24 protein-coding genes are annotated in these 23,722 nt (G+C 65.0%); 7 read left to right on the forward strand and 17 right to left on the reverse strand.

From position 1 onward, the window contains the following. Positions 1-19 precede the first annotated feature (19 nt). The 8 genes from DFP89_RS03170 to DFP89_RS03205 form a co-directional block, all read right to left on the reverse strand. On the reverse strand, positions 20-208 hold the full coding sequence (locus DFP89_RS03170) for a hypothetical protein (protein ID WP_114347939.1): 189 nt from the start codon (positions 206-208) through the stop codon (positions 20-22). Positions 209-286: 78 nt separating this feature from the next. Then, positions 287-751 (reverse strand): PTS sugar transporter subunit IIA, encoded by a 465-nt coding sequence (locus tag DFP89_RS03175; protein ID WP_114347940.1) that lies wholly within the window; start codon positions 749-751, stop codon positions 287-289. 79 nt (positions 752-830) lie between these two features. Then, positions 831-1,406, reverse strand: a complete 576-nt coding sequence (gene hpf / locus DFP89_RS03180) for a ribosome hibernation-promoting factor, HPF/YfiA family (protein ID WP_114347941.1) — start codon at positions 1,404-1,406, stop codon at positions 831-833. A 168-nt stretch (positions 1,407-1,574) separates the two neighbouring features. Then, positions 1,575-2,315: an LPS export ABC transporter ATP-binding protein gene (lptB, locus tag DFP89_RS03185; RefSeq protein WP_114347942.1), complete on the reverse strand. Its 741-nt coding sequence runs from the start codon at positions 2,313-2,315 to the stop codon at positions 1,575-1,577. After that, positions 2,315-2,803, reverse strand: a complete 489-nt coding sequence (gene lptA / locus DFP89_RS03190; RefSeq protein ID WP_114347943.1) for a lipopolysaccharide transport periplasmic protein LptA — start codon at positions 2,801-2,803, stop codon at positions 2,315-2,317. The genes lptB and lptA overlap by 1 nt, the downstream gene beginning before the upstream one ends. 58 nt (positions 2,804-2,861) lie before the next feature. Further along, entirely contained in the window at positions 2,862-3,443 is a 582-nt protein-coding gene (locus DFP89_RS03195; protein WP_245948579.1) for a hypothetical protein, read from the reverse strand. After that, positions 3,444-4,403 (reverse strand): KpsF/GutQ family sugar-phosphate isomerase, encoded by a 960-nt coding sequence (locus DFP89_RS03200; protein ID WP_114347944.1) that lies wholly within the window; start codon positions 4,401-4,403, stop codon positions 3,444-3,446. Positions 4,404-4,412: 9 nt separating this feature from the next. Continuing rightward, a complete protein-coding gene (locus DFP89_RS03205; RefSeq protein ID WP_114347945.1) occupies positions 4,413-5,027 on the reverse strand; it encodes a ribonuclease D in 615 nt (204 codons plus the stop codon). 270 nt (positions 5,028-5,297) lie between these two features. Here DFP89_RS03205 and DFP89_RS03210 point away from each other — a divergent pair, with 270 nt between their 5' ends. From DFP89_RS03210 to DFP89_RS03220, 3 genes are all read left to right on the forward strand, one after another. Continuing rightward, positions 5,298-7,346: a TonB-dependent receptor domain-containing protein gene (locus DFP89_RS03210; RefSeq protein WP_114347946.1), complete on the forward strand. Its 2,049-nt coding sequence runs from the start codon at positions 5,298-5,300 to the stop codon at positions 7,344-7,346. A 307-nt stretch (positions 7,347-7,653) separates the two neighbouring features. Next, positions 7,654-8,358 carry a carbonic anhydrase gene (locus DFP89_RS03215; RefSeq protein ID WP_114347947.1) on the forward strand — a complete coding sequence of 235 codons (705 nt, stop codon included), beginning with the start codon at positions 7,654-7,656 and terminating at the stop codon, positions 8,356-8,358. A 4-nt stretch (positions 8,359-8,362) separates the two neighbouring features. Beyond that, positions 8,363-9,919, forward strand: coding sequence for a SulP family inorganic anion transporter (locus tag DFP89_RS03220; protein WP_114347948.1), 1,557 nt, complete (start codon positions 8,363-8,365; stop codon positions 9,917-9,919). Positions 9,920-9,971: 52 nt separating this feature from the next. On the opposite strand, the gene purU is transcribed toward DFP89_RS03220, so the two are convergent. The 4 genes from purU to DFP89_RS03240 all read right to left on the reverse strand — a co-directional run bounded on the left by purU (position 9,972) and on the right by DFP89_RS03240 (position 16,110). Further along, positions 9,972-10,856 (reverse strand): formyltetrahydrofolate deformylase, encoded by an 885-nt coding sequence (gene purU / locus DFP89_RS03225; RefSeq protein ID WP_114348082.1) that lies wholly within the window; start codon positions 10,854-10,856, stop codon positions 9,972-9,974. 93 nt (positions 10,857-10,949) lie between these two features. Beyond that, positions 10,950-11,840: a bifunctional methylenetetrahydrofolate dehydrogenase/methenyltetrahydrofolate cyclohydrolase FolD gene (gene folD / locus DFP89_RS03230; RefSeq protein WP_114347949.1), complete on the reverse strand. Its 891-nt coding sequence runs from the start codon at positions 11,838-11,840 to the stop codon at positions 10,950-10,952. 230 nt (positions 11,841-12,070) lie between these two features. Continuing rightward, positions 12,071-14,839, reverse strand: coding sequence for a patatin-like protein (locus DFP89_RS03235; protein ID WP_114347950.1), 2,769 nt, complete (start codon positions 14,837-14,839; stop codon positions 12,071-12,073). Positions 14,840-14,976: 137 nt separating this feature from the next. Beyond that, positions 14,977-16,110, reverse strand: coding sequence for an iron-containing alcohol dehydrogenase (locus DFP89_RS03240; RefSeq protein WP_181870237.1), 1,134 nt, complete (start codon positions 16,108-16,110; stop codon positions 14,977-14,979). A 180-nt stretch (positions 16,111-16,290) separates the two neighbouring features. Here DFP89_RS03240 and DFP89_RS03245 point away from each other — a divergent pair, with 180 nt between their 5' ends. After that, complete coding sequence (locus DFP89_RS03245; protein WP_114347952.1) at positions 16,291-17,064, forward strand: DeoR/GlpR family DNA-binding transcription regulator; 774 nt, start codon at positions 16,291-16,293, stop codon at positions 17,062-17,064. 170 nt (positions 17,065-17,234) lie between these two features. On the opposite strand, the gene DFP89_RS03250 is transcribed toward DFP89_RS03245, so the two are convergent. Further along, positions 17,235-18,263 carry a substrate-binding domain-containing protein gene (locus DFP89_RS03250; protein WP_181870225.1) on the reverse strand — a complete coding sequence of 343 codons (1,029 nt, stop codon included), beginning with the start codon at positions 18,261-18,263 and terminating at the stop codon, positions 17,235-17,237. Positions 18,264-18,431: 168 nt separating this feature from the next. Here DFP89_RS03250 and DFP89_RS03255 point away from each other — a divergent pair, with 168 nt between their 5' ends. Continuing rightward, on the forward strand, positions 18,432-18,980 hold the full coding sequence (locus DFP89_RS03255) for an NADPH-dependent FMN reductase (RefSeq protein ID WP_114347954.1): 549 nt from the start codon (positions 18,432-18,434) through the stop codon (positions 18,978-18,980). On the opposite strand, the gene DFP89_RS03260 is transcribed toward DFP89_RS03255, so the two are convergent. Next, positions 18,981-19,298 (reverse strand): GNAT family N-acetyltransferase, encoded by a 318-nt coding sequence (locus DFP89_RS03260; protein ID WP_114347955.1) that lies wholly within the window; start codon positions 19,296-19,298, stop codon positions 18,981-18,983. A gap of 181 nt (positions 19,299-19,479) precedes the next feature. Here DFP89_RS03260 and DFP89_RS03265 point away from each other — a divergent pair, with 181 nt between their 5' ends. Both DFP89_RS03265 and DFP89_RS03270 read left to right on the forward strand, forming a co-directional pair. Further along, the gene (locus DFP89_RS03265; RefSeq protein WP_114347956.1) at positions 19,480-20,412 is read left to right on the forward strand and encodes a pirin family protein; all 933 of its coding nucleotides are present in this window, start codon (positions 19,480-19,482) and stop codon (positions 20,410-20,412) included. A 155-nt stretch (positions 20,413-20,567) separates the two neighbouring features. Then, positions 20,568-20,891 (forward strand): hypothetical protein, encoded by a 324-nt coding sequence (locus DFP89_RS03270; RefSeq protein WP_114347957.1) that lies wholly within the window; start codon positions 20,568-20,570, stop codon positions 20,889-20,891. Between the two features lie 103 nt (positions 20,892-20,994). Here DFP89_RS03270 and DFP89_RS03275 read toward each other — a convergent pair whose 3' ends face one another. The 3 genes from DFP89_RS03275 to DFP89_RS03285 all read right to left on the reverse strand — a co-directional run bounded on the left by DFP89_RS03275 (position 20,995) and on the right by DFP89_RS03285 (position 23,646). Further along, positions 20,995-21,534 carry a hypothetical protein gene (locus DFP89_RS03275; RefSeq protein WP_147273260.1) on the reverse strand — a complete coding sequence of 180 codons (540 nt, stop codon included), beginning with the start codon at positions 21,532-21,534 and terminating at the stop codon, positions 20,995-20,997. A gap of 185 nt (positions 21,535-21,719) precedes the next feature. Further along, on the reverse strand, positions 21,720-22,562 hold the full coding sequence (locus DFP89_RS03280; protein ID WP_220269799.1) for a 5'-nucleotidase, lipoprotein e(P4) family: 843 nt from the start codon (positions 22,560-22,562) through the stop codon (positions 21,720-21,722). A 139-nt stretch (positions 22,563-22,701) separates the two neighbouring features. Continuing rightward, positions 22,702-23,646, reverse strand: coding sequence for a ring-cleaving dioxygenase (locus tag DFP89_RS03285; protein ID WP_114347959.1), 945 nt, complete (start codon positions 23,644-23,646; stop codon positions 22,702-22,704). Between the last annotated feature and the right edge of the window lie 76 nt (positions 23,647-23,722).

Genomic DNA, 23,722 nt, shown 5'->3' on the forward strand with positions numbered 1-23,722 from the left:
CGAAGCCACAGGTCGGGTGTCAGGCCCGCTGGCCGCGATCGATCCGCAGATATTCTGCGGTCTTGCGGTTGTCGCCGTCGCGGTTTTGCGGACGGCTGCGCAGCGCCTCGATGGCCGGATGCGTGCCGGATTCGCGTTCCTGCCGGGTGAATTCGCGCAGACGCAGATGGGCCTGGCTGCGGGGCTGGTCGCTGATGTGTTTGCTCATCCTTGGCCCTCCTTTGGTGGGTGAGGGACCAATATAGGGCCGAATCGGTCCGATTCAAAACCCTCAGGCCGAAACCCGTTAAGCGGCCTTGATGCCCGGCGCGGCGGCCAGCATCGCATGCAGCGCCACCGGATCCTCATTGGCGCGCAGTTTGGCGCGCAGATCCTGATCGCGCAGCGTGCGCGAGACCAGCGCCAGCGCCTTGAGGTGATCGACGCCCGAATTCTTGGGCGCCAGCAGCCCAAAGATCAGGTCCACCGGCTGGCGGTCCACGGCGTCGAAATCCAGGGGCTTTTCCAGCCGCAGGAACAGCCCCACCACTCGGTCCAGCCCGTGCAGCCGCGCATGCGGCAGCGCCACGCCATGTCCGACGCCGGTCGGGCCCAGCGTCTCACGCTCTTGCAAGGCATCCAGCGTCTGCGCGGCATCGACGCCATAGATGGCGCGCGCCTGCTCGGCGATCTCCTGAAACAGTCGTTTCTTGCTGGTGATCTGGCTCATCGTCCGCACGGCGGCCGGAGAGAGAATGTCGCTGATCTGCATATCGCCTGAAATCATCCTCGTCCCGGTTGCGGATTTCGCAGCCGGGACCTTGGTTCTACTGGACTGCCTTCTGGTCAGTCTAGCCCATGTTGCGGGGATCGATCCAGCCCACGTTGCCGTCGTCGCGGCGGTGGACCACATTCACGCCCCCGTGCTTCTCGTTACGGAAGACCAGCAGCGGCGTGCCGGCCAGCTCCATCTGCATCACCGCATCGCCCACGGACAGGGTAGGAACGCGGGTTTCCATCTCGGCGATGATCATGGGCTGCAGGCCGTCCTCCTGCGCTTCCCATTCATCCTCGTCAGCGGCCAGCACATACATGCCCGCCTGTTCGAAGGCAACCGGCTCGGCGCGGTCCTTGTGATGATCTTTCAACCGGCGCTTGTAGCGGCGCAGCTGCTTGTCCATACGCTCCTTGCACTGCTCGAATGCGGCATAGACCTCGGTCGAGGCGCCCTTGGCCTGCACATTCAGGCCGGTGGACAGATGCACGACGGCATCGCAGATGAATTCATGCGCGTTGCGGGAAAAGATGACCGTCGCGTCGGTGGGACGCTGCGAATACTTGTCGATGGTCTCGCCCAGCTCGGTCTTGACGTGAGTCGTAAGGGCCTCGCCGACATCGATCTGTTTACCGCTGATCTGGTAGCGCATGTTGCTCCGTCCTTTCCTTTGCCCGGGGCATCGGACGGCAGGACCGCCGTGCCGCGGGCTTTTTCCAGCGGGGCGTTCTTGCCCGGCCATACCCTCATTTGGTGACAGCCGATCGCTTCTGTCAACGGGCGCGCGCAAGCACGGTGAACGCGAGCTTTCCAGGCGGGTTCAACCCATGCGAAAGGATTCGCCCAGATAGACCCGGCGAACCTGCGGATCGGCGACAATTTCCTCGGTGGTGCCGGATTTCAGCACATGGCCGTCATGCAGGATATAGGCGCGGTCCACGATTTCCAGCGTTTCGCGGACGTTGTGATCGGTGATCAAGACGCCGATGCCGCGGCTTTTCAGGTCATGGACCAGGCTGCGGATCTCGCCCACGGCGATGGGATCGACGCCGGCAAAGGGCTCGTCCAGCAGCAGATACGAGGGGTTCGAGGCCAGGCAGCGCGCGATCTCGACCCGGCGGCGTTCGCCCCCCGACAGCGCCATGGCCGAGGCCCCGCGCAGATGTCCGATCGAGAAATCGCCCAGCAATTCCTCAAGCCGGTCGCGGCGGTGATGGGCGTCGCGGCAGACCAGTTCCAGCACCGCCTCGATGTTCTGTTCGACCGTCAATGTGCGGAAGATCGACATTTCTTGCGGCAGATAGCCGATGCCCATCTGGGCGCGGCGATACATCGGCAGGGTGGTCGCGTCCTCTCCGTCGATCATCACCTGACCCGAATCGGGCGCGACCAGACCGGCCACGCAATAAAAGCAGGTGGTCTTGCCCGAGCCGTTCGGGCCCAGAAGCGCCACCACCTCGCCCCGGTCCAGCGTCAGGCCGACATCGCGGATCACCGGACGGTTGCGATAGGATTTGCGTAGCCCGCTGACTTGCAGACCCTTGCCCGGCTCAGCGCTCATCAATTGCCCCCCGGCTGCAACACGCTGCGCACCCGGCCCGAGGCATTGGCGGTGCCGGTCTCAAGATTCACCGTGACCTTTTCCCCGGCCAGCACATTCCCGGTCTGGGTCAGCAAGACATCGCCGGTCAGCACGACATTGCCCGATTCGACGTCATAATCGGCGACGCGCGCCTCGGCGGCATCCTCGCCGCTGACCATGGTGACATTGCCCTCGGCATGGAGCGCGCTGATGCGGCTCTGGTCGCCCTGGGCATAGGTCACGGTCACGCGGTCGGCCGAAAGCCGCATCTGGCCCTGACCGATCAGCACCTTGCCCGAAAACGTGGCCTTGCCGGTCTTTTGATCGACGGAAAGCTGTTCGGCGGTGACTTCGACCGGCAGTTTTGTGTCCTGTGCCCGGCCAAAGCCGGTGCTTTGCGCAAGGGCCGGCGCAGCCGTCAAAGCAAGCGACAGAACGATCAGCGGCAACGCTGGCAACCGGGACATCGGAACTTTCCTTTCTGGCGCATCACGCACCCTGCGCGGCAGGCAAGCCGGCGCCGGGTCATGGCTGGTATATCAACCGGACTCCGCCGCTCAAATCAAGAACATGATCGCCGGTTCCATCGCCCAGCGGACGCAGTTCCATCTGCCCGGCGGTCAGGTTGCCGAAAGGGGCGCGGACATTCACCTCGGCATCTGCATTCACCGTGCCGGCCAGGCGCGAGGCGTGGAATTCCGGCGCCGTCACCACCCAGCCATCGGCGGTGGTCATGCGCACGCCTTCCTGCAGCACCATCAGGTCGCCATCGATGGCCGCGCGGCCGGCGCTGACATCCGAGGCCCGCCCGTCCTTGGCGCGCATGGTCATGCGCACCGAGCTGGCGCTGCCCTGCCCCTCGGAACCGCCCGGCATGGCCTGCGCGCCGGTGATATTGACCTGGGCGCCATCCGCGGTGACGCCCGCATAGGCCGGCGATGTCGCCATCTGCCGTTCCGCCACCTCGCGCGGGTCGACATCGGCATAGGGAATGGTCCCGTCCGGCTCGGGCTTGCGGCCCAGAAGAAACAGCACCGACAGCAAGGCCAGCGCCGTCAGCGGCAGGATCACGCGCAGCAGGGCCACGATGCGCGAGCGGGTCATCATTCAGACCAGACCGCTGCGCAGGAAGTCATGGATATGGATCAGGCCCAGTGGCCGGCCCTGATCCGAGACCACGAACAGGCTGGTGATGCGGCGCGACTGCATTTCGGCCAGCGCGGTCTCGGCCAGCGCGTCGGGGCCGATGCTGCGCGGATTGCGGGTCATCACCTCGGCCGCGACATGGTCCAGCAGACCCTGCATGTGTCGCCGCAAGTCGCCATCGGTGATGATGCCGGTCAGCCGGCCATCTGCATCGGTCACACCGGTCACGCCAAAGCTTTTCTGGCTGATGACCAGCAGCGCCTCGGCCATGGGGGCGGTTTCGGGGACCAGCGGAATGTCCTTGTGCATCAGGTCCGCAACCCGCGACAGCTTGGCCCCCAGCTTGCCGCCGGGATGGAAGGTGCGGAAATGTTCGGGCGTGAACTGGCGATGCTCCATCAGCGCGATGGCCAGCGCATCGCCAAGCGCGATGGTCATGGTGGTCGAGGTGGTGGGCACGATCCCCTCGCCGCAGGCCTCGGGCGCATCGGGCAGGACCAGCGCCACCTCGGCCTGCCGCAGCAGGGTCGATTGCGGCCGGCTGGCCACGCCGATCAGCGGGATCTGGAACCGGCGGGTATGGGCGATCATGTCCGCGAGCTCGGGCGTCTCGCCCGAGTTGGACAGCATCAGCACCACATCGGCTTGCGTGACCATACCCAGATCGCCATGGCTTGCCTCGGCGGGATGGACGAATTGCGCCGGCGTCCCGGTCGAGGCCAGGGTCGCCGCGATCTTGCGCCCGACATGACCCGATTTCCCCATGCCCGAGACGATCACCCGCCCCTGCGCTGACAGGATGGTGGTGACGGCGCGCTCGAACGCGTCGCCCAGCCCGTCGGCAAGGCTGGCCTCGAGACGGCGAAGCCCATCGGCCTCGGTCTGGATCACACGGCGGGCGGTATCAAGATATGCACTCATGGCCGCTATCTAATGCCGGAAGATGTCGTTTTCATCCCCCCAGCCCAACAGGTCCAGATGCGACCGGGCGGGAAGGAAATCGAAACAGGCCTGCGCAAGGCCCAGGCGCCCCTCGCGTTCCAGCCGCTTTTCCAGCGCGGCCTTGAGCTGGTGCAGGTAAAGCACGTCGGATGCCGCATATTCCAGCTGCGCGTCGGTCAGGTCGGTGGCGCCCCAGTCGCTGGTCTGCTGCTGCTTGGAAATATCGACGCCGACCAGTTCGCTCAGCAGGTATTTCAGCCCGTGGCGGTCGGTAAAGGTGCGTACCATCTTCGAGGCGATCTTGGTGCACCAAACCGGCTTGGTGACGACGCCGAACGCCGCCTCGAGGATGGCAATGTCGAACCGGCCGAAATGGAACAGTTTCAACACCTTGGGATCGGCCAGCAGGCGCGTCAGGTTCGGCGCCTTGCGCTGGCCCCTGGCGATCTGCACCAGATGCGCCGAGCCGTCGCCCGAGGAGAGCTGCACTAGACACAGCCGGTCGCGGCGCGGGTCCAGACCCATGGTCTCGGTGTCGATGGCCACGACCGGACCCAGGTCCAGATCGTCGGGCAGATCGTTCTGATAAAGGTGAATGCTCATCCCTGCCTTCTGCGTCTGCGGCTTTGGCCTGCTGTAACGCCATTCCCCCGCGCTCGCCAGTCCGAAGCGGGCCGCCGGCCGGTCTGCCCGCGCCCGGTCCTGCCGCTGTCGCGCCGCCTCGAAACGCGTCGCATGGCGGGGTGCAGCATCTTTGCAACATTTCCGACTATTTTAATCATGATTCTCCGACAAATTCCGACTATTTTTATTGTCTATTCTTGGAAAACTGGATAGCTGGCCCCGGACCCGAACCAAATCAAGGCTTTGACAATGAGACCGTGCCGCATCCTTTCGCTTGCCAGCGTATCGACGCTTGCCCTGGCAACCGCGCTTTACGCGCAGGACAGCAACCCGACGCCGGATACCAGTTCGGACACCGTCGTCCTCAACCCGATCACCCTGGTCGCCGACGGTCAGGAAAACGTCGAGGCCACCGGCGGCGTTGTCGTGTCCGAGGAAGATATCGAGGCGATGCAGCCCGCCGATGTCTCGGAACTGTTCCAGCGCGATTCGGCGGTGACGGTTTCGGGCGGCGCCGGTCCCTCGAAACGCATCCACGTCTTTGGCATGGAGCAGTCGAACCTTGCCGTCACCGTGGACGGCGTGCCGCAGGGCGTGACCAGCTGGCACCATACCGGCTCGAACGTGATCGACCCGGCCTTCCTGAAATCGGTCGAGCTTGAGGCCGGCGCGGCCGCCGCCGATGCGGGTTTTGGCGCCGCAGCCGGGGCGCTGCGCTATGAAACCGTGGGTGCCAAGGACCTGCTGACCGATGGCCGCAATCAGGGTGGCCGCGTGGCGCTGTCCTATGGCGACAATGGCCGCGGCTTCTCGGGCAGCCTTGCCGGCTATGGCGTCTATGAGGGCTTTGACTGGTTCGCCATGATCCACGGCGCCGATGGCGACAATTACGAATCGGGCGGTGGTCTGGAAATGGACGGTACCGATCCGGCGACGCGCGGCGCGCTGCTCAAGCTGGGTTACGAATTCGACACCCACCGCGTCGAGCTGGCCTATGAATACAACAAGGACGATGCCGACCGCGTCATCAAGATGAACATGGATCTCTATGGTCCGGGCATCGACCGCGAGGTTTATCCGCTGAAGGTGACGCGCAACACGCTGAGCCTGAAATACACCACCACCGCCCCCACCGACAGCTGGGACCCCGAGGCGATGATCTATGTCAGCCGCGATGAATACTGGCGGCCGAACTATATCACCGGCGACCTGATCGATCCGGTCAACGGCTCGGACTTCCCCAATGGCGACATGGATCTGGAAGCCAACAGCGTCGGCGGCGTGATGAAGAACACCTTCACGCTGGGTCAGGGCAGCATCACCGCCGGTGTGGACTGGCGCCATGACGATTACCGCGTGAACAACTATGGCGACCATTCCGCCACCCGCACGCGCGAATTCAACATCGACACCACCCAGATCGGCGCCTTCGTGCAGGGCCGTTTCGAGTTTGAAAACGGCATCGACCTGTCCACCGGCATGCGTCTGGACCACCACCGCTACACCGACTGGAACAACGAGGAATACAGCGATTCCGGCGCCAGCGTGAACGCGACCGTCTCATATGAATTCGCTGACGGCTACGAAGTCTTTGCCGGCGCCTCGCGCACCTGGCTGGGCTATGATCTGGGCGAATACGGCCTTCTGCACGCCCGCAACGACGCCTTTGCCACCGATCCCGACTTCGAGGCGGCCAAGGCCACCAACGTCAAGCTGGGCCTGAACGCCAACCAGGGCAACTGGACCGGCAACCTGACCTTCTTTGACACCCGTCTGGACGGCCTGGGCGAATATGACACCGAGGCCGGCTATCTGACCAATGCCGACGAATACCGCAGCAAGGGCTTTACCCTGCAAGGCAACTACAGCTGGGGCACGGGCCGCGTCGGTGCCAGCTTCACCAAGGCCAAGGTCACCCAGAACGGCGACGAAGTCCTGCCGGGCGGCGGCACCGTCATGCCGATCGGCAACATGGCCTCGATCTTCGTCGATCAGGAAATCCCGCAATACAACCTGAAAGTCGGCGGTACGGTCGAATGGGCTGACAAGCTCTCGAACGAGCTGATGGAGGCCGCGGGCTTTTCCGAGCACAGCTCGTACACGGTGCTGAACCTCTACGGCGAATGGCGCCCCGAGAACTATGAAAACATCGCCGTTCACCTGAACATCGATAACGTCTTTGACCGCGAATATTACGAGCGCTCCAGCTATGTGCAGCGCGTGCGCGGCTCGCGTCAGATCGACCCGCTTTACGCGCCGGGCCGCACGGTGACGCTGGGCGTCAAGATGGACTTCTGATCCAGCCCCGAAATCCCTCGGAAAAGGCCCCGCTTGCGGGGCCTTTTCTTTTTGCGCGACCGTTTTTTTTCGGGCGCGGGCCAGATCCGGCAAATACCCGTCAAGCGTGTATCCGCCGAATAATGCACGAAACAGGCGATGTTTGGCGCAAGATCCGGCCAAAATCGCGCTGCCTGACACCCCGCTGACTTTTCCGATCAGGTCGCCGTCAGGTCCTTCCATCCAATCTGGCCACTTCGCAACGCAGCGCATTTTCGCCGCACCGTAGCCAACCCGATTTTAACCAATTCAGATCAAGGATGACGTTATGCCCGATCTTCATCAACGAATCGCCAGCTTTCGCGGCAATGTCTTTCCCCGGCAGGCGGCGCTGTATCGCCGGCTGGCGCAGGACGGCCAGCAGCCACAGGCGCTGATGATCTCTTGCGCCGACAGCCGCGTGATGCCCGAGACAATCACCCAGTCCGGCCCGGGCGAGTTGTTCGTCTGCCGCAATGCCGGCAATATCGTGCCACCGTTTTCCAACATGAATGGCGGCGTGTCCTCGGCCATCGAATATGCGGTGATGGCGCTGAAGGTGCACGACATCATCGTTTGCGGCCATTCCGAATGCGGCGCGATGAAGGGGCTTTGCTGCCCGCATCTGATCGAGGAAATGCCCAACGTTCAGGCATGGTTGCGCCACAGCCACGCCGCCCGCTCGGTCGCCACCCAGCTTTATGCGAATGAGCTGGATCAGGACGACATGATCTGCGCTGTCACGCTGGAAAACGTGCTGGTGCAACTCGATCATCTGCGCACCCATCCCAGTGTTGCCGCCGGGCTTGCCGCCGGGGAAATCAACCTGCATGGCTGGTTTTTCGACATCAAGACCGGCGGGGTGCTGGTATATGATGGCGCCAAGGAGCGATTCGTCGAGCCCGAGGCCGATGCCCCCCTGCCCGTCGCCGTCACTGGCCGCAGCAGAGCGTGTATGCCTGTTGCACTGACCAGCGCCATGGCGGCGGAGTAAGACGATGCGCAGCATTCTTCCCCGCGATTTCTCGAACGACCTTGCGGCGTCGCTGGTCGTGTTCCTTGTCGCCATGCCGCTGTGCCTTGGCATCGCGCTGGCCTCGGGTGTGCCGGCCGGGATGGGCCTGATCTCGGGCATCATCGGCGGCATCATCGTCGGCGCACTCTCGGGCTCGCCCATGCAGGTGACCGGCCCGGCGGCGGGCCTTGCGGTCATCGTCTTTGGCTTTGTCCAGGAACATGGCGTGGCCGCACTGGGTCCGGTTCTGCTGCTGGCCGGGCTGATGCAGATCGTCGCCGGCTGCCTGCGTATGGGCAGCTGGTTCCGGCTGATCTCGCCCGCCGTGGTGCATGGCATGCTGACCGGGATCGGCGTCCTGATCGTGCTGGCGCAGATCCATGTGCTGATGGGCAGTACCCCCTCGGCCGGCGCGGTCCAGAACGCCACCGCCATCACCACCAGCCTTGGCCGGGTGCTGGACGACCATCTGACCCCGCAGGCGCTGACGCTGATCGTGGGTCTGGCCTCGCTGCTGGCGATGCTGGGCTGGGAACGGTTCCGCCCGCGCCAGCTGCGGCTGCTGCCCGGCGCGCTGATCGGCGTCGCCACCGGCACGCTGATCACGCTGGTCGCCGGCCTGCCGATCCCGCGGGTCGAACTGCCGGCCTCGATCCTGGGCAATATCTCGCTGCCATCAGTCGACAGCTTTGCCGGCCTCCTGCATCCCGATGCGCTGATCGCCGCGGTGATCATCGCAGTCATCGCCAGCGCCGAGACCCTACTTTCGGCCGCCGCCGTGGACAAACTGCATGACGGCCCACAAACAAAGATGAACAAGGAACTTTGGGCCCAAGGCGTCGGCAACAGCCTGTGCGGGCTTCTGGGCGGGCTGCCGATCACCGGCGTGATCGTGCGCTCCTCGGCCAATGTGCAGGCCGGCGCCCGCACCCGGGCCTCGACCATCCTGCACGGGGTCTGGATCCTTGCGCTGGTGGCACTGGCGCCGCAGGTGCTGGGCCTCGTGCCGCTAACGGCGCTGGCCGCCGTGCTGCTGGTCACCGGCTGGCGCCTGATCAACCTGCATCACGTCCGCGAACTGTTCAGCCATCACGGCGTCTTTCCGGCCGGTATCTGGGCCGCCACCGTCGTGGTGATCCTGGTCGAGGACCTCCTGATCGGCGTGGGCGTCGGCCTGGCCCTGTCCCTGATCGAGATCGCGCCGGTCCTGCGCCGCCGCTTCGGCGCCACCTCGCGCGAGGGCAAGGACGATGCGATCGACGTCAACCTGCATGGCGCCGCGACCTGCACCCGCGTGCCCAAGCTGCTCAGCACGCTCGAATCGCTGCCCGCCGGCCGCAAGGTCCGTCTGAACGCCCAGCGGCTGCGCTATATCGACCATACCAGCGCGGAAACCCTCAGCGACTGGGTCAAGCGCGAAACCCGCGCCGGCCGCGCGGTCGAGATCTCGGCCCCCAGCAGCCCTCGGGTCAGCAAGGTCCTGCACCGCATGGGTGGCGACACGACCCAACCCAATCTGGCCCAACCCGACCCGACCTGACAAAGAATGCCCCGGAAAATCCGGGGCATTTTCACATCTGGTCAGGCCTTTCTCAGCCCATGCGCTCGCTGGCATAAGACCCGGGCGAGGCCGGGAACACCACGGTCTTGTTCCCGTTCAGGAACACCCGGCGATGGATATGGGCGTGGATGGCGCGGGCCAGAACCTGGCTTTCCACATCGCGGCCCAGACTGACGTAATCCTCGGCCGATTGCGCATGGGTGACGCGAACCGTGTCCTGCTCGATGATCGGCCCCTCGTCCAGATCGGCGGTGACGTAATGGCTGGTCGCGCCGATCAGCTTCACACCCCGCTCGAATGCCTGCTTATAGGGATTCGCCCCCTTGAAGCTCGGCAGGAACGAGTGGTGGATATTGATGATCCGCCCCGACATCTTGCGGCAGAGCTCATCCGACAGAACCTGCATATAGCGCGCCAGCACCACCAGCTCGGCCCCCGAATCCTCGACCACCTGCATCAGCTGCGCCTCGGCCTGCGGCTTGTTTTCCTTGGTCACGCGGATGAAGTGAAAGGGAATGTCCTGATTGACCACCACCTTCTGGTAATCCATGTGATTGCTGATCACCGCCACGATATCGATGGGCAGCGCCCCGATCCGGCTGCGATACAGAAGATCGTTCAGGCAATGGCCGAAACGGCTGACCATGATCACGACCTTCATCTTCTCGGCCTCGTCATGGAAAACGTAATCCATGGCAAAATGCGCGACCTCGGCCGCCATGTCGCGACGCAACTCCTCCAGCCCGACATCCTCCTCGGACAGGAAGCTCACCCGCATGAAGAAACGCCCGGTCTCGATATCGTCGAATTGCGAGCTGTCGGTGATATTGCAGCCCTTCCCGGCCAGAAACCCGGCCACGGCGGCAACGATCCCCCGGGTCGAGGGGCAGGTGACCGTCAGCGTATATTTCTTCATCAGGCTCTCCACTGTCAGCCGGGGTCCACCCCCCGCTTCTTTCATGTCCAAATATCCTCGGGGGTCCGGGGGTCCGAGGACCCCCGGCTTCCCTCAGACGGTAAATCCTTCCGGCTCGGCCAGCCCGGCCGCGCGGCAGCAGGCGGTCAGCGTATTGGCCAGCAGGCAGGCAATGGTCATCGGCCCGACGCCCCCCGGCACCGGCGTGATCGCTCCGGCCACCTCGACGGCGCTGGCGAAATCCACGTCGCCGACCAGCCGGTTCCGGCCATCCTCGGCGATGCGGTTGATGCCCACATCGATCACCCTCGCGCCGGGCTTGATCCAGTCGCCGGGGATCATGCGCGGCCGGCCGACCGCCGCGACCAGAATATCGGCGCGCCGGCAGATATCGGCCAGATCGCGGGTCCGCGAATGCGCGATGGTCACCGTGCAGCTTTCGCGCAGCAAAAGCTGCGCCATCGGCTTGCCGACGATATTGCTGCGCCCTACCACGACCGCGTTCAGCCCGGACAGATCGCCCAGCCGGTCGCGCAGCATCATCAGGCAACCCAGCGGCGTGCAGGGCACCATCGCCCTTTGCCCGGTCCCCAGCAGGCCCACATTCAGGATATGAAACCCGTCCACATCCTTGGCCGGGTCGATGGCATTGATGATTGCATCGCTGTCCATATGCCGGGGCAAGGGCAGTTGCACCAGAATCCCATGCACGGCCGGATCGGCATTCAGCCGCGCGATCAACGCCAGCAGATCGGCCTGCGCGGTCTCGGCAGGCAGCTTGTGCTCATATGAGTTCATCCCCGCCTCGCGGGTCTGGATGCCCTTGTTCCTGACATAAACCTCAGAGGCAGGATCGGTGCCGACCAGAACCACCGCCAGACCGGGGGTGAGGCCGTGATCCGACTTCAGCCGGGCAACGTGCCCCGCCACATCCGCCCGGACCCGGGCCGCGAAGGCCTTGCCGTCGATGATCTCTGCGCCCATGCGCCCGTTCTCCTTCGCTTTCCGCGCCCTGATGGCGGGTGGCATCGACCAGCCGCCAGGCTCGCGGATAGCGCAGGCGCCGGCAGGTGCAAGCCCGCATCACACGGACCTGACAGTGCCGGGAACGCCTCTATCCCCGTTACGTCCCTTTTCCAACCGCAGAGCCGCGCGGTCGGGCCATTTTACGACAGACCGGAATGGATTTGCGACGAAAGCGCACCGTCCCTGCGTCAGCCGAACAGGCGGTTTGCGACAGTCGCCGCCCCCACCACCATCAGCCCCAGCGCCACCGCAAGCAGCACCCATCGCAGGACCTGCGACAGACCCGCCTGCCCCCGCAAGACGCGCCCCAGCGCATAAAGCAGGATCCACAGACCCAGCGAGACCAGAATCAGCACGCCGCCGATCCTGGCAAGTTCCGCCGACACCACCAAAGACAGCAGGATCAGCCCGATCCCTGCCAGCAGCAGCAGAAACAGAAGGCGCTCGGACAGCATCCGCCAATAGCTGCCCGGCATGGCAAAATGCGTAAAGCGCGAGACCAGCACCCCGCCGGTGCGCAACCCCGAGGCCGCCCGGGCATTGACCAGACCCAGAAAGCCCTCATTGGGCAGATCGCCGATCATGCGCGACAGGATCGCCATGCTGCGGCTGCTCCAGCCGGCGATCTCGGGTGGGCGGGGACCGGATGGTTTGACCTCGGCGTAATTGCTGCGAAACCGCGCCAGATCCAGCGCCGGCGCATCCGTGACCCCCAGCGCGCCGGCCGCCAGGTTTTCGATGGCGTCGTCGTCGATGGTGGCGTCGCGCAGTTTGGATTTCAGCAGCGCAAGCCGGCGTCCGCGCCCGGCATCGGGGCCGTATTCCTCGGCCAGAATGGCATCCTGAAGGCGGTCGATCCACAGCCTGCGATCCGCCTCGGGGCGATGCGGCATCAGGGCCGCAACGATCCGCTCGGCCCCGTCCAGCCGCCCCCACAGGATGTCATGCTCGCGCCAGTCGCGGTTCAGAAAGCCGCCAAAGGCCCCGACCGCGATCCCGGCCAGCTTGTCGGGCCGGGGGTTCAGCGCGCTGTCCGCCGGGCTGATGCGAAAGACCTGCACCTCGGCATGTTCGCGCGCCTCGGTGCCCTCAAGAAACGGATAGGTGGTCACATCATGCCAGTGAAAGCCGTCATAGACGGCCTCAAGCTCGGTCAGGTTCAGGCGCGTCAGCATGGCCCGGATGCGCGCGCTGCTTTGATCGAAGGCCGTGCGCATATCCGCGCCCAGCTGGGCCAGCGCCTTGTCGACCAAGGGCCGGATCGCCGCGTCCTGATAGACCTCGCGGGCCTTGGCATAGCGCTGGCTCAGCGTCGTCAATTGCATCGCCGCGCCATATTCCGCCGCGATCCTTGCGGTCAGGGCGCCGATCTCGTCGCGGGTCAGCAGGGTTTCGGCATCCTCGGCCCGGCGCGCGACCAGCCGGCGCATTTCGGCCAGCTCGACCTCGACCTGCCGCCGCGCATCGCGCAGGGGCAGAACCGATTCCAGCGGCGCGGCCATCTCGGGGTCGGGATCAAGCTTCGCATCGATGCGGGCACGCAGATGGCTCAGACGGCGCAGCCGGAAACCGATGTCATAGCGCGACAGGAAGGCGCTTTCCGTTTGCAGCCCCGGCTTGTGATAGGCCGAGAAATGATCGTCTCGCCATGCCCGCAGGATCTGGCGCAGATACTGCGCCTGATCGGATTCCGGCGTATAATCGGCCAGCCGCGCGACGATGGCGTTCAGGCTGTCGGTCGTGTCATAGACCCGCAGGTGATGATACAGCGGATAGCTGCGGCCATACCGCTCTTTCTTGACCTGATCGGCCAGGTCCAGCACCACAAGATTGTCGGGCTTGACCGGCTCATCCATCGGATAGCCGCGCTTGGGGATCTCGTTCAGGTCGATGGCCCAGCGGGCCTGCAGGGCGCCCAGCCTTTCCAGCCGCGCATTGATGCGGGTGATGGCGCGGATGTCGTCGCGGATCGCCTCGGTCCGCGGCAGGGTCGAGGCCGCCAGCTTGGCGTTTTGCAGGAAATCCACCGCTTGCGGGCCGGAACCTGCGGTCTTTTCCGCCGGAAAGGGGTCGACAAAGATCAGCTTGCGTTCGCCCGGCAGGGTGGTCGGGCGAAAGGGGATCAGTTCGATCGCGTGGCTGAAGGGGCGGTTGTCCAGATAGCCGCCATCGGCGAACTGCCGCTGCTGATAGTCGGGATCATGGCGAAAGAACCGCGCATATTCGGGCTTTTGCTGGGCGCGCGGCATGTCCACAAAGCGCATCGGCGGAAACGCCACCGGAAAGGACGAGGTGCAGCGCGCGGCAAAGGCCAGCATGCCGTCATATTCCGGGGCGAAATCGCCCAGCCCTGGACGGCCGCCGTCATAGGCAAAGTGAAAGACGGTCTTGTGGATCTTTTCATCCAGCCGCGCCCCGGTCAGGTGGATCGGGGTTTGAAGCCCTTGCAGATCGGTCGCGGTCACGAACAGGTCGACCATTTCCGACAGCGGCGTGCCATTGCCCTGAATGCCCTCGATCGTGCGCAGCAGCACGTCATACATGTGCCGGCCATCCAGCAGCGACTCGGTCCTGCGCCAGCCAAGGGCCGAGATATTGCGGTCGTTCAGCAACTGGCCGATATCGGCATCCTCGGTCCAGGCGCGGCGCAGCACATCCACATCGGCGCTGCCCATGACCAGCGCCTTGGCCAGCGCCACGCCGTTGATGCCCCCCGCCGACGTGCCCGAAATGATGTCGATGACAAAGCGCTTGCGCCCGCCGCGCGGTCCGGCCAGTTCGCGCGACAGATCGCGATAGATCCGCTCGCCCGCTGTCAGATCCTCGTCCGGCAGGTCCGAACTGCCGCGCACCATGCGCAACAGCTCTTGCGCGATGCCGTTCATATAGATCGCCAGCGACACGCCGCCATAAAGAACAACGGCGAAACGCACTTCGCCCGTGGCATCCTCGACCATGACTTCCCCCTATGAAATACCGGGAGGCCGCGGCAGGCAGTTCCGAACAGCCATTGAATATCAATAGGGTATCACGGCGATCAAGACTTGTCTTGGCCGTTCTTGAGACCGGCGCGGGGCCGCTTTGCCCCGGCGTCCTAACCGGCGGCGCGAAGAATCTCGCAAAGCAGCGCCGGCGCGGGCGCAAAGGGATTTCCCTTCATCGACGAGCTGGACAGCGAGGCCTCGGCCACCGCCTGATGCCGGTCCGGCTCCAACCCCTGCGCCACCAGCCCCGGCAGGCCACAGCCCCGCGCCCAATCAGCCAATGTCTGAGGGGCGTTAGCCGCGTCGCCACCCAGTTCCGCCGCGATCAGGGCGCAGACCTCGTGCAGGCGGGCGGGATCGGGTGCGTGGTCGCGGTTCATGGCGATGACCGGCCCCAGCAGCACCCCGCAGATCGCGCCATGCGCCGCCGGCGTGACACCGCCGATGACGCCGGCCAGCCCATGCACCGCCCCCAGACCGCCATTCGCCAGCGCGATCCCGCCGCACAGGCTGGTCCAGGCCATGCGGTCGCGGGCTTCAGCATCCTCGGCCTGCATCAGCCGCAGCAGTGCCCGCAGCCCCGGCGCGATCACCGGCCGGACCAGCGCATCGGTAAAGGGCGTGGCTTTGGACGAGACATAGGGCTCGATCACCTGCGCCAGCGCATCCAGCCCCGAGGCCAGCGTCACCCCGCGCGGGCAATGATCGGTCAGCGCCGGATCGACGATGGCGATGCGCGGCAGCATGCGTTCATCGCGGATCGAGACCTTGCGGCCATGTTCGGGCAGGCCGATCACCGCATTGCGCGTGGCCTCGGCCCCGGTTCCGGCGGTGGTGGGCAGCGCGACGAATGGCAGGGGCGCGGCTTTCAGGGCCAGGCCCAGCCCGACGACCTCAAGATGGTCCATGATGCCGCCGGGCGCCGGAATCAGCGCCGCCAGCGCCTTGCCCATGTCCAGCGCCGCACCGCCCCCCAGCGCCACCACCCATTGCGCGTCGAAACCGCGCAGATCGGACAGCGCGCCCTCCAGCATCGGCAGGCTGGGTTCGGCCCCGCAGGCAACTGTGCGCAGCTCGGCCCCCGCAGCGCGCAGCGCCTCAAGCAGCCAGGCAGCACGGGCGGGATCGGCGCCATGGACCAGCACGCCCCGCGTCCCAAAGGCGCGGATCAGCGCGGGCGCCTTTTGCGCCTCGTTCCGGCCAAAGACGACGCGGCCCGGCAGGGCGAATTGAAACGGGGACAGGGTCATCTTGGCTCCGGCGCGCTGGATGTGTCTAAAAGCTGCACCGGCGCGAAAACGCGGTCAAGCAGCTTTCGCTTAGCAGAAGTTTCTGATAAATGCGAAAATATACGCGTGTACAAGGAACGCTTGCGCGCAGTTCCGAATCGCATAAATTAACCTTTACCCAGCAAGGAGCAACCCTTGGCCCTGAGCATCCGCCAGAACGAGATCCTTGAGCTTGCCCGCGCCGAAGGCCGGGTTCTGGTGGACAATCTGGCGCATCGTTTCGACGTCACCTTGCAGACCATCCGCCGCGATCTGGGCGAGATGGCCGAAGCGGGCCTTCTGGACCGCGTGCATGGCGGCGCGGTGCCGCGCGCCGGCACGGTCAATCTGGGATATGAGGCACGCCGGCGCATGAATGCCGAGGCCAAGGCCGCGATCGGTGCCGCCTGCGCGGCGATGATCCCCGACAATTGCAGCCTGATCCTGAACCTTGGCACCACGACCGAAGCCGTGGCGCAGGCGCTGATCCACCATTCCAACATCACCGTGGTCACCAACAACATCAACGTCGCCAATATCATGCTGGCCAATCCGGGCTGCGAGATCATGGTGGCGGGGGGCGCGCTGCGCCGCTCGGATGGCGGGCTGGTGGGCGAGCTGACGACGCAGTTCTTTGAACAGTTCAAGGTCGATTACGCGGTGATCGGCACCTCGGCGCTGGATCATGACGGCGACCTGCTGGATTTCGATCTGGCCGAGGTGCGGGTCAGCCGCGCCATCCTGCGTCAGTCGCGCCACGCATTCCTTGTCACCGACCATTCCAAGCTGGACCGCCCGGCCCCGGCCCGCATCGCCAGCCTGTCCGAGATCGACACCATCTTCATCGACCAGCCCCTGCCCGAGAATCTGGCGCAGCGCTGCGCCGAATGGGGCACGCAGGTGCAGGTCTGCCCCTCGAGTGCCGACTGATCCGCCCGCGCGCCGTCAGCCCCGCCGCGACGGTGCCACCGGATGTCCCCCAGACCGATGACCGCAAAACTCCGCTGTCCCTTGGTCATGAAATGATCTTCCCGGGCAGCAGACAGGCAAGACGCTGAAACCGTCCGCTGGCGAAAGCTGACAAGCACGCGGCCAGAGGCTCAGTCCGGCGCTGGCCCGGTCGAGTTGCGGATGATCAGCTCATGGCGCCCGACGATCTGCAATTCACTCAGCGGGCTGCCATCCAGCAGCCCGTTCAGGCAATCGACCAGCGGCTCCCAGCTGTCGCGCAGCGGCGCCTTGGTCACGCTGAGCGCCGGGAAAAAGGCCGAGGCCCGCAGCTGCGGCAGGTGGTCGTCATGGGCAATGACCGAGACATCGCCGGGGATCGACAGGCCCAGCGCCTCGAGCGCGGAATAGACGCCCTTGGCCAGGCGCACGTCGCTGCAAACGACGGTGGTCGGGCGCAGGCCGTCGATGCGGAACATCTCGACAGTGGTGACCAGCCCGCGCGCCTCGGTCATCTCGCCATGGCGGACCAGCGCCGGGTCCACCTCCAGCCCCGCCTCGGCCAGCGCACGCTCATAGCCGCACATCCGGGCGGTGGCGAAGCCATGCCCCGGCGCGCCGTTGATAAAGGCGATGCGGCGATGGCCCAGCCCGATCAGGTGGCGGGTGATCTGGTAAAGGATGCCCTCATTGTCGATGTCGAAATAGGCGTGATCGGCATCGGGCCAGATGCGGCCATGGACGACAAAGGGAATGCCCTGTTCACGCAGGAAACTGGCGCGGGGATCGTTGTCGCGCGGGCTGAACAGCACGAAACCGTCCAGCATGCCGTTGCCGATCAGGCGCTGATAGACGTCGATGATCGGCTCATTCGGGCCGGCCACATGCAGCACGAACTGCATGCCGCGCCCCGAAAACTGCGTCGAAAGCCCGGCGACACCCTCGATGAACAGGCCGTTCTGCGGCAGATCGACCGATTGCGACACCACCAGCGCCACCATGCCCGAGCGCCCGGTGACCAGCTTCCGCGCCGAGATATTGGCCTGATAATTCATCGACCGCGCGACGGCCTTGACCCGTTTGCGCGTCATCTCGTTCACGTCGGAATGGTCGTTCAGCGCCCGGCTGGTCTGCGTGATCGAAAGACCGGCCGCGCGCGCAACATCCTTCAGCGTGGCCAAGCGTTCTTCCCCCGGAAAAGCGGCGGCCGATGCGGCCTTGCGAAAGTTTAGTGCAACCACCCGGCGCGGTCCATAGGTCCCGCCATCGCCCGTTCACAAGTGCCGCGCATGGCTGTAGGGTCGCAGCCCGAACACCCCCGAACACCCCTGTACAGACGGAGACCCCGCATGACCACCATCCTCGGCCTTTCGGGCAGCCTGCGCCGGGCGTCCTTCAATTCCGGCCTTTTGCGCGCGGCATCCGAGCTGGCGCCCTCGGGCACCACGATCCTGCAGGGCGCGATCCGCGAGGTGCCGCTTTATGATGCCGACCTCGAGGCCGCCCAAGGCATCCCGTCCGCCGTGCAGACCCTGCAGGCGCAGTTGCGCGATGCGGACGGGCTGCTGCTGGTGACGCCCGAATACAACAACGGCATTCCTGGGGTCTTCAAGAATGTCATCGACTGGATGTCGCGCGGCGAGGGTCTGGGCTTTTTCCGCGGCAAGCCGGTGGCGGTGCTGGGTGCCTCGCCGGGCGGATTTGGCACCGTGCTGGCACAGAACCACTGGCTGCCCGTCCTGCGCACGCTGGGGATGGCGCCGTGGTTTCAAGGCCGGATGCTGGTGTCGCGCGCGGGCGGGCTGTTCGACGATCAGGGCAACCTGACCGATGATCGCACCCGCGCCGCGCTGGCCGATTTCGTCACCGGATTCAGCGACGCGATCCGCGCCGGCTGATCAGGGATCCTCACCGGGCGCCGTGGTGAACAGCGGCGCCCATTCCGGGTGGCGGGCATATTGGCCGCGCACATAGGGACAGATCGGGATGATCCGAAAACCCGCGTTCCGCGCGTCCTCAAGCATGTAATCCAGAAGCGCCCGGGCCACGCCCTTGCCGCCCATGCTTTCCGGGACGCCGGTATGGTCGGCGCTGATGACGCCCGGCCCGCGACGGGTAAAGGTAATCTCGCCCTCGCCCTCGATGCCATCGATGCGGGCAACATAGCGGCCATTGCGGGGGCCAGTGTCTTCCTTGCTCAGCTGGATCTCACTCATCGGCTGCTCCTTGCGGCTGGTTTGATAAAGGATAGCCGCGATTCCCGCCCCGTCCAGAGCCCGCGCGTCTGCTCCGGCCGGACACGGCGTTCGCCCGCGCCGGACGCCTTGCGCGTTGCCCCGCAGGCCCGACGCGCCTAGGCTGAAACAAAGCAAGCCACGAATAAGCAAGGAGACCGCCATGAGCTGGAACCCCGCCCTGACCCCCGGCTGCCCCGACGAAATCGGCGTCGATGCCATCGAAACCCTGATCATTCCCCGCGCCCGCGACCTTGGCGGCTTTGAGGTCAAGCGCGCCCTGCCCGCGCCGAAACGCCAGATGGTCGGACCCTTCATCTTCTTCGATCAGGCGGGCCCGGCCGAGTTCCTGACCGGACAGGGGATCGACGTGCGCCCGCATCCCCATATCGGGCTGGGCACGGTCACCTATCTGTATCGCGGCGATTTCCACCATCGCGACAGCATCGGCACCGATCAGGTGATCCTGCCCGGCGCGGTGAACTGGATGGTCGCGGGCAAGGGCGTCACCCATTCCGAGCGCACCTCGGATCAGGGCCGCAAGGGGCCGCACAGCCTCTACGGCATCCAGACCTGGATCGCCCTGCCCGAAAACCGCGAGGACATGGCCCCGATCTTTGAGCATCACGGCAAGGAGACGCTGCCCGAACTGGCCGATGACGGCATCCAAGCCCGGCTGATCCTGGGCCATGCCTATGGCGAAAAAGCCCCGGCGACGCTTTATTCCGAGACGTTCTATCTGGACGTGACTCTGGCGCCCGGCGCGCGTTTCCCGCTGCCCGACGACCATGAGGATCGCGGGCTTTACATCACCGAGGGCTCGGTCAGCATTGCCGGTCAGGAATTCGAGGCCGGGCGGATGATGGTGTTCCGCCCCGGCGATCCGATCACGGTGGCGGCGGGCGCGCAGGGCGCGCGGCTGATGGCCCTGGGGGGCGCGACGCTGAACGGGCCGCGCTATGTGTGGTGGAATTTCGTCGCCTCGTCGCGCGAGCGGATCGAGCACGCCAAGGAAGAATGGCGCGCGGCGAACTGGGGGGCGGGGCTGTTCGACCTGCCGCGCGACGACCGCGACGAGTTCATTCCGCTGCCCTGACAGCCGCCGCGCGGTGCTGCTCTGGCCGCCCGGACAGGATGACGCAGCGTTATCCGCCGCACGACCGGCCCCGGGTCATTGCCCCGGTCCGGTCGCATCCCCACATCCTGATGTATAGAACAATACATCCCCACACATACAATCAGGAGGCTGTTATGAAAGGCAAATTCCTTGCCGGTCTGCTTGCGGCCAGCCTTGCGCTGACCAGTGCCGTTACCCCCGCCCTTGCCAATCCCGTGCATCATGGCGGAGGTCATCACCCGCATTCCCAACACCATTCCCAGCACCATTCCCAGCATCGGGGCGGTCACGATCATCACCATGGCGGCGGCCACGACCGCTTTGACCGCCACGACCACGGCTATCGCCATTTCCACCGTCACCATCACGACGACGACGATTTCGGCGATACGGCGGCCATCCTGCTGTTTGGTACCGCGCTTAACGCCGCGATCGAGCAGGGTACCACGAACAACTAGCACCGCCGCAACAGCTGCGCGTGGTGAAATGCAAAAGCCCCGGCAAATGCCGGGGTTTTTGCGTCGGCGGCGGGAAAAAGGGGACGGCTCGCCCCCTGTGGCATCATTGGTCCGGCAGGCTGCACCCACAGGACAGCGTGAAGTTCCGTCCGTCGACGCTCATCCGGTTGCTGTTGACCGTTCCGCTTTGGCCGACCCATTTCAGCGACCGCGCCTTGGCCAGCAAAGCCTCAAGCGGATAGTCAGAGGCAAAGCCGGGCTCGACATGCTGGACGAAATATCTTGCGGGTCCGGGCGGAAAGGTCATCCCGTCAATGATATCGCCGTCTTTCAGGATCAGTTCATTGTACCAGCGCTCGGCATAGCGGGGCGTCAGGGCCTCCATATCCGCGCTGCTGCCACCAAGCCAGACCGCCCGTTTCTTTGCACAATCATAGTAGACGACAATGGTTTCGCCCTCGGTACAGGCAGGACCGGACGAGATGAACTGCCTGACGATATTCGGGGCGATCCGTGCGACATCGAAAAGCCCGACATCGGCGCCGTCCCCGCCGTTATAGGCAAAGGCGCAATTCTCGCCCCGAAAGGTCTGAACGGTCGGGGAACGCGGGCCGGACCTACAGGACAAGGCGGGAAAAGGCATCAGCCCCAGCAGCACAGGCAGGGTAAGCAAACGAACGGATCGATACATCCAAATTCACCGGAATACGAAACAATGACGCGGCAGTATCAACATGTTCGGCCGGGTTCCGGACCTGACGCCGCCCGGGACGACGCGGGCAGGCACGCACGCACGCACGCACGCACGCCCCGGGCAAGCGTAAGCGATTACTTCAGCACCGTCACCGCCGCCTCAAGCAGCTTCGCCCTTGCCTCGGGCGTGTCGGCAGGCTCGCTTTCGCCAAAGACCGCCGCCATCCAGTGGCCATCGGTCGGGTTCGGGAATAACACGAAGCGGCGGCCGAATTCGGCGCGGTCCTCCTCCATCGCGGCGATGCGGGCGGGGACGTCGCCCTTGATGTAATATTTGCGCTGAAAGTCGTTCAGGTTGTCGCCCAGATAGACCACGGGCGTGTATTTGGCGGCCAGTTCCTGCTGGCGCGGCTCTTTGTTGGAACTGTCGGTCAGCACGGTCAGGTGGTCCGGGTCGGCATAGGGCAGACCCAGCGCCTTGAGGTTCCCCAGCGCGTAATCATAGGTGTTCGGCCCCTGATCGCGACTGGTGACGTAAAACACCTCGACGCCCTTTTCCTGGCAATATTCAAAGAATTCCTTGGCCCCGGGCGCGACGACCAGATCGTTTTGCGGCACCCATTCATCCCAGACCGGATCGTCGAAGAACGCATGCCCGCCCGAGATCAGCCGCGACCAATAGGGCAAGGGCAACAGCACGGTGTCGTCCATGTCGGTAAAAACGGCCAGCGGCTTGTCGCCGGGCTTTTGGGCGGCAAGCGCGGCGTCCACGCGGTCGCGGGCGATGTTATAGCCCTGATGATAAAGCGCACGATATTCGGCCGCCGTCTGCTTCCACGCCACCGCGTAAAGCAGGGCATTGGCGGCGGGGTCGGGCTTTTCCTCGGCCTGCGCGGGCAGGTTCGCAGCGCCCATCACCCCGGTCAGGGTCAGGGCCAAGGCGGCGCTGCGGCCGGGCATAAAGCGGTTCTTGAACATATCTTTCCTCCCTATCATGCTGATTTTCATGACCTTGCCCAGAATTTCCGCATTGGGAAAGCGAAATGCGCCGGCCGATGGCGCCCATGGAAAAGCCGCCGGGTGTGACCCCGGCGGCGTTTCGGTCTGGCGGTTTCTGTCAGTCCAGCGGTTTCAGCCGCGACTCGATCTGGTCGCGCTGCCGTTCAAGAAAGGGCGGCAGCGACAGGCGTTCGCCCAAGGTTTCCAGCGGCTCGTCCACGGCAAAGCCGGGGCCGTCGGTGGCCAGCTCGAACAGGTTGCCGCCCGGCTCGCGGAAGTAGAGCGAGCGGAAATAGTAACGCTCGACCTCGCCCGAGCTGGGGATGCGCAATTCGTCCAGACGCTGCGCCCATTGATGGATCGCGGGCACATCCGGCACCCGGAAGGCGACGTGATGGACCGCGCCCGCGCCCTGACGGGCCACCGGCAGGTCGGGCTGGACGGCGACATGCAGCTCCGCCGCCGGACCGCCCGCGCCCATCTCATAGACATGGACCGAGCCATGGCCATCGGGGCTGGCATAGTCGCGCACCTTGCGCATGTTCAGCACCCGGGTCAGCATCATGTCGGTCGGCGCCAGATCGGGCACCGAGATGGTGATCGGGCCAAGGCCGTGGATCTGATGGCCGGCCGGGATCGGGCTTTTTTCCCAGGCATTGGCGATGACGCCGGGGGTATCCTCGGTCAGGCGAAAGCGCTGGCCCTCGAGGTCCTGAAAATCAAGGCTGGCGCGGCCGTCCAGCGTCACGATGCCGCCGGTGCTCAGGCCACGGTCGCCAAGGCGTCCGGCCCAGAAATCCATGCTGTCGGCGCCAACACGCAACCCGGTGCGGCTGATCGAATGCGTCCCGCGCCGTTCGGGTGCCACGGGCCAGTCGAAAAAGGTCAGGTCGGTCCCGGGCGAGGCCAGCCCGTCGGCATAGAACAGGTGATAGGCGGTGGTGTCGTCCTGGTTGACGGTCTTTTTGACCAGCCGCAGACCCAGCGCATCGGTATAGAAGTCCTTGTTGGCGCGGGCATTGGCGGTGATCGCCGTCAGGTGGTGAATTCCGGTCAGCTCCATGATGGGTGCTCCTTGTTCTGTTGCAGCCAATATCGGGCAGGCGGGCGGTTTTTACCACCGAAGGGGTTGCGAACCT

Origin of the sequence: Paracoccus lutimaris (assembly GCF_003337565.1) — a bacterium.
Lineage (GTDB): Bacteria > Pseudomonadota > Alphaproteobacteria > Rhodobacterales > Rhodobacteraceae > Paracoccus > Paracoccus lutimaris.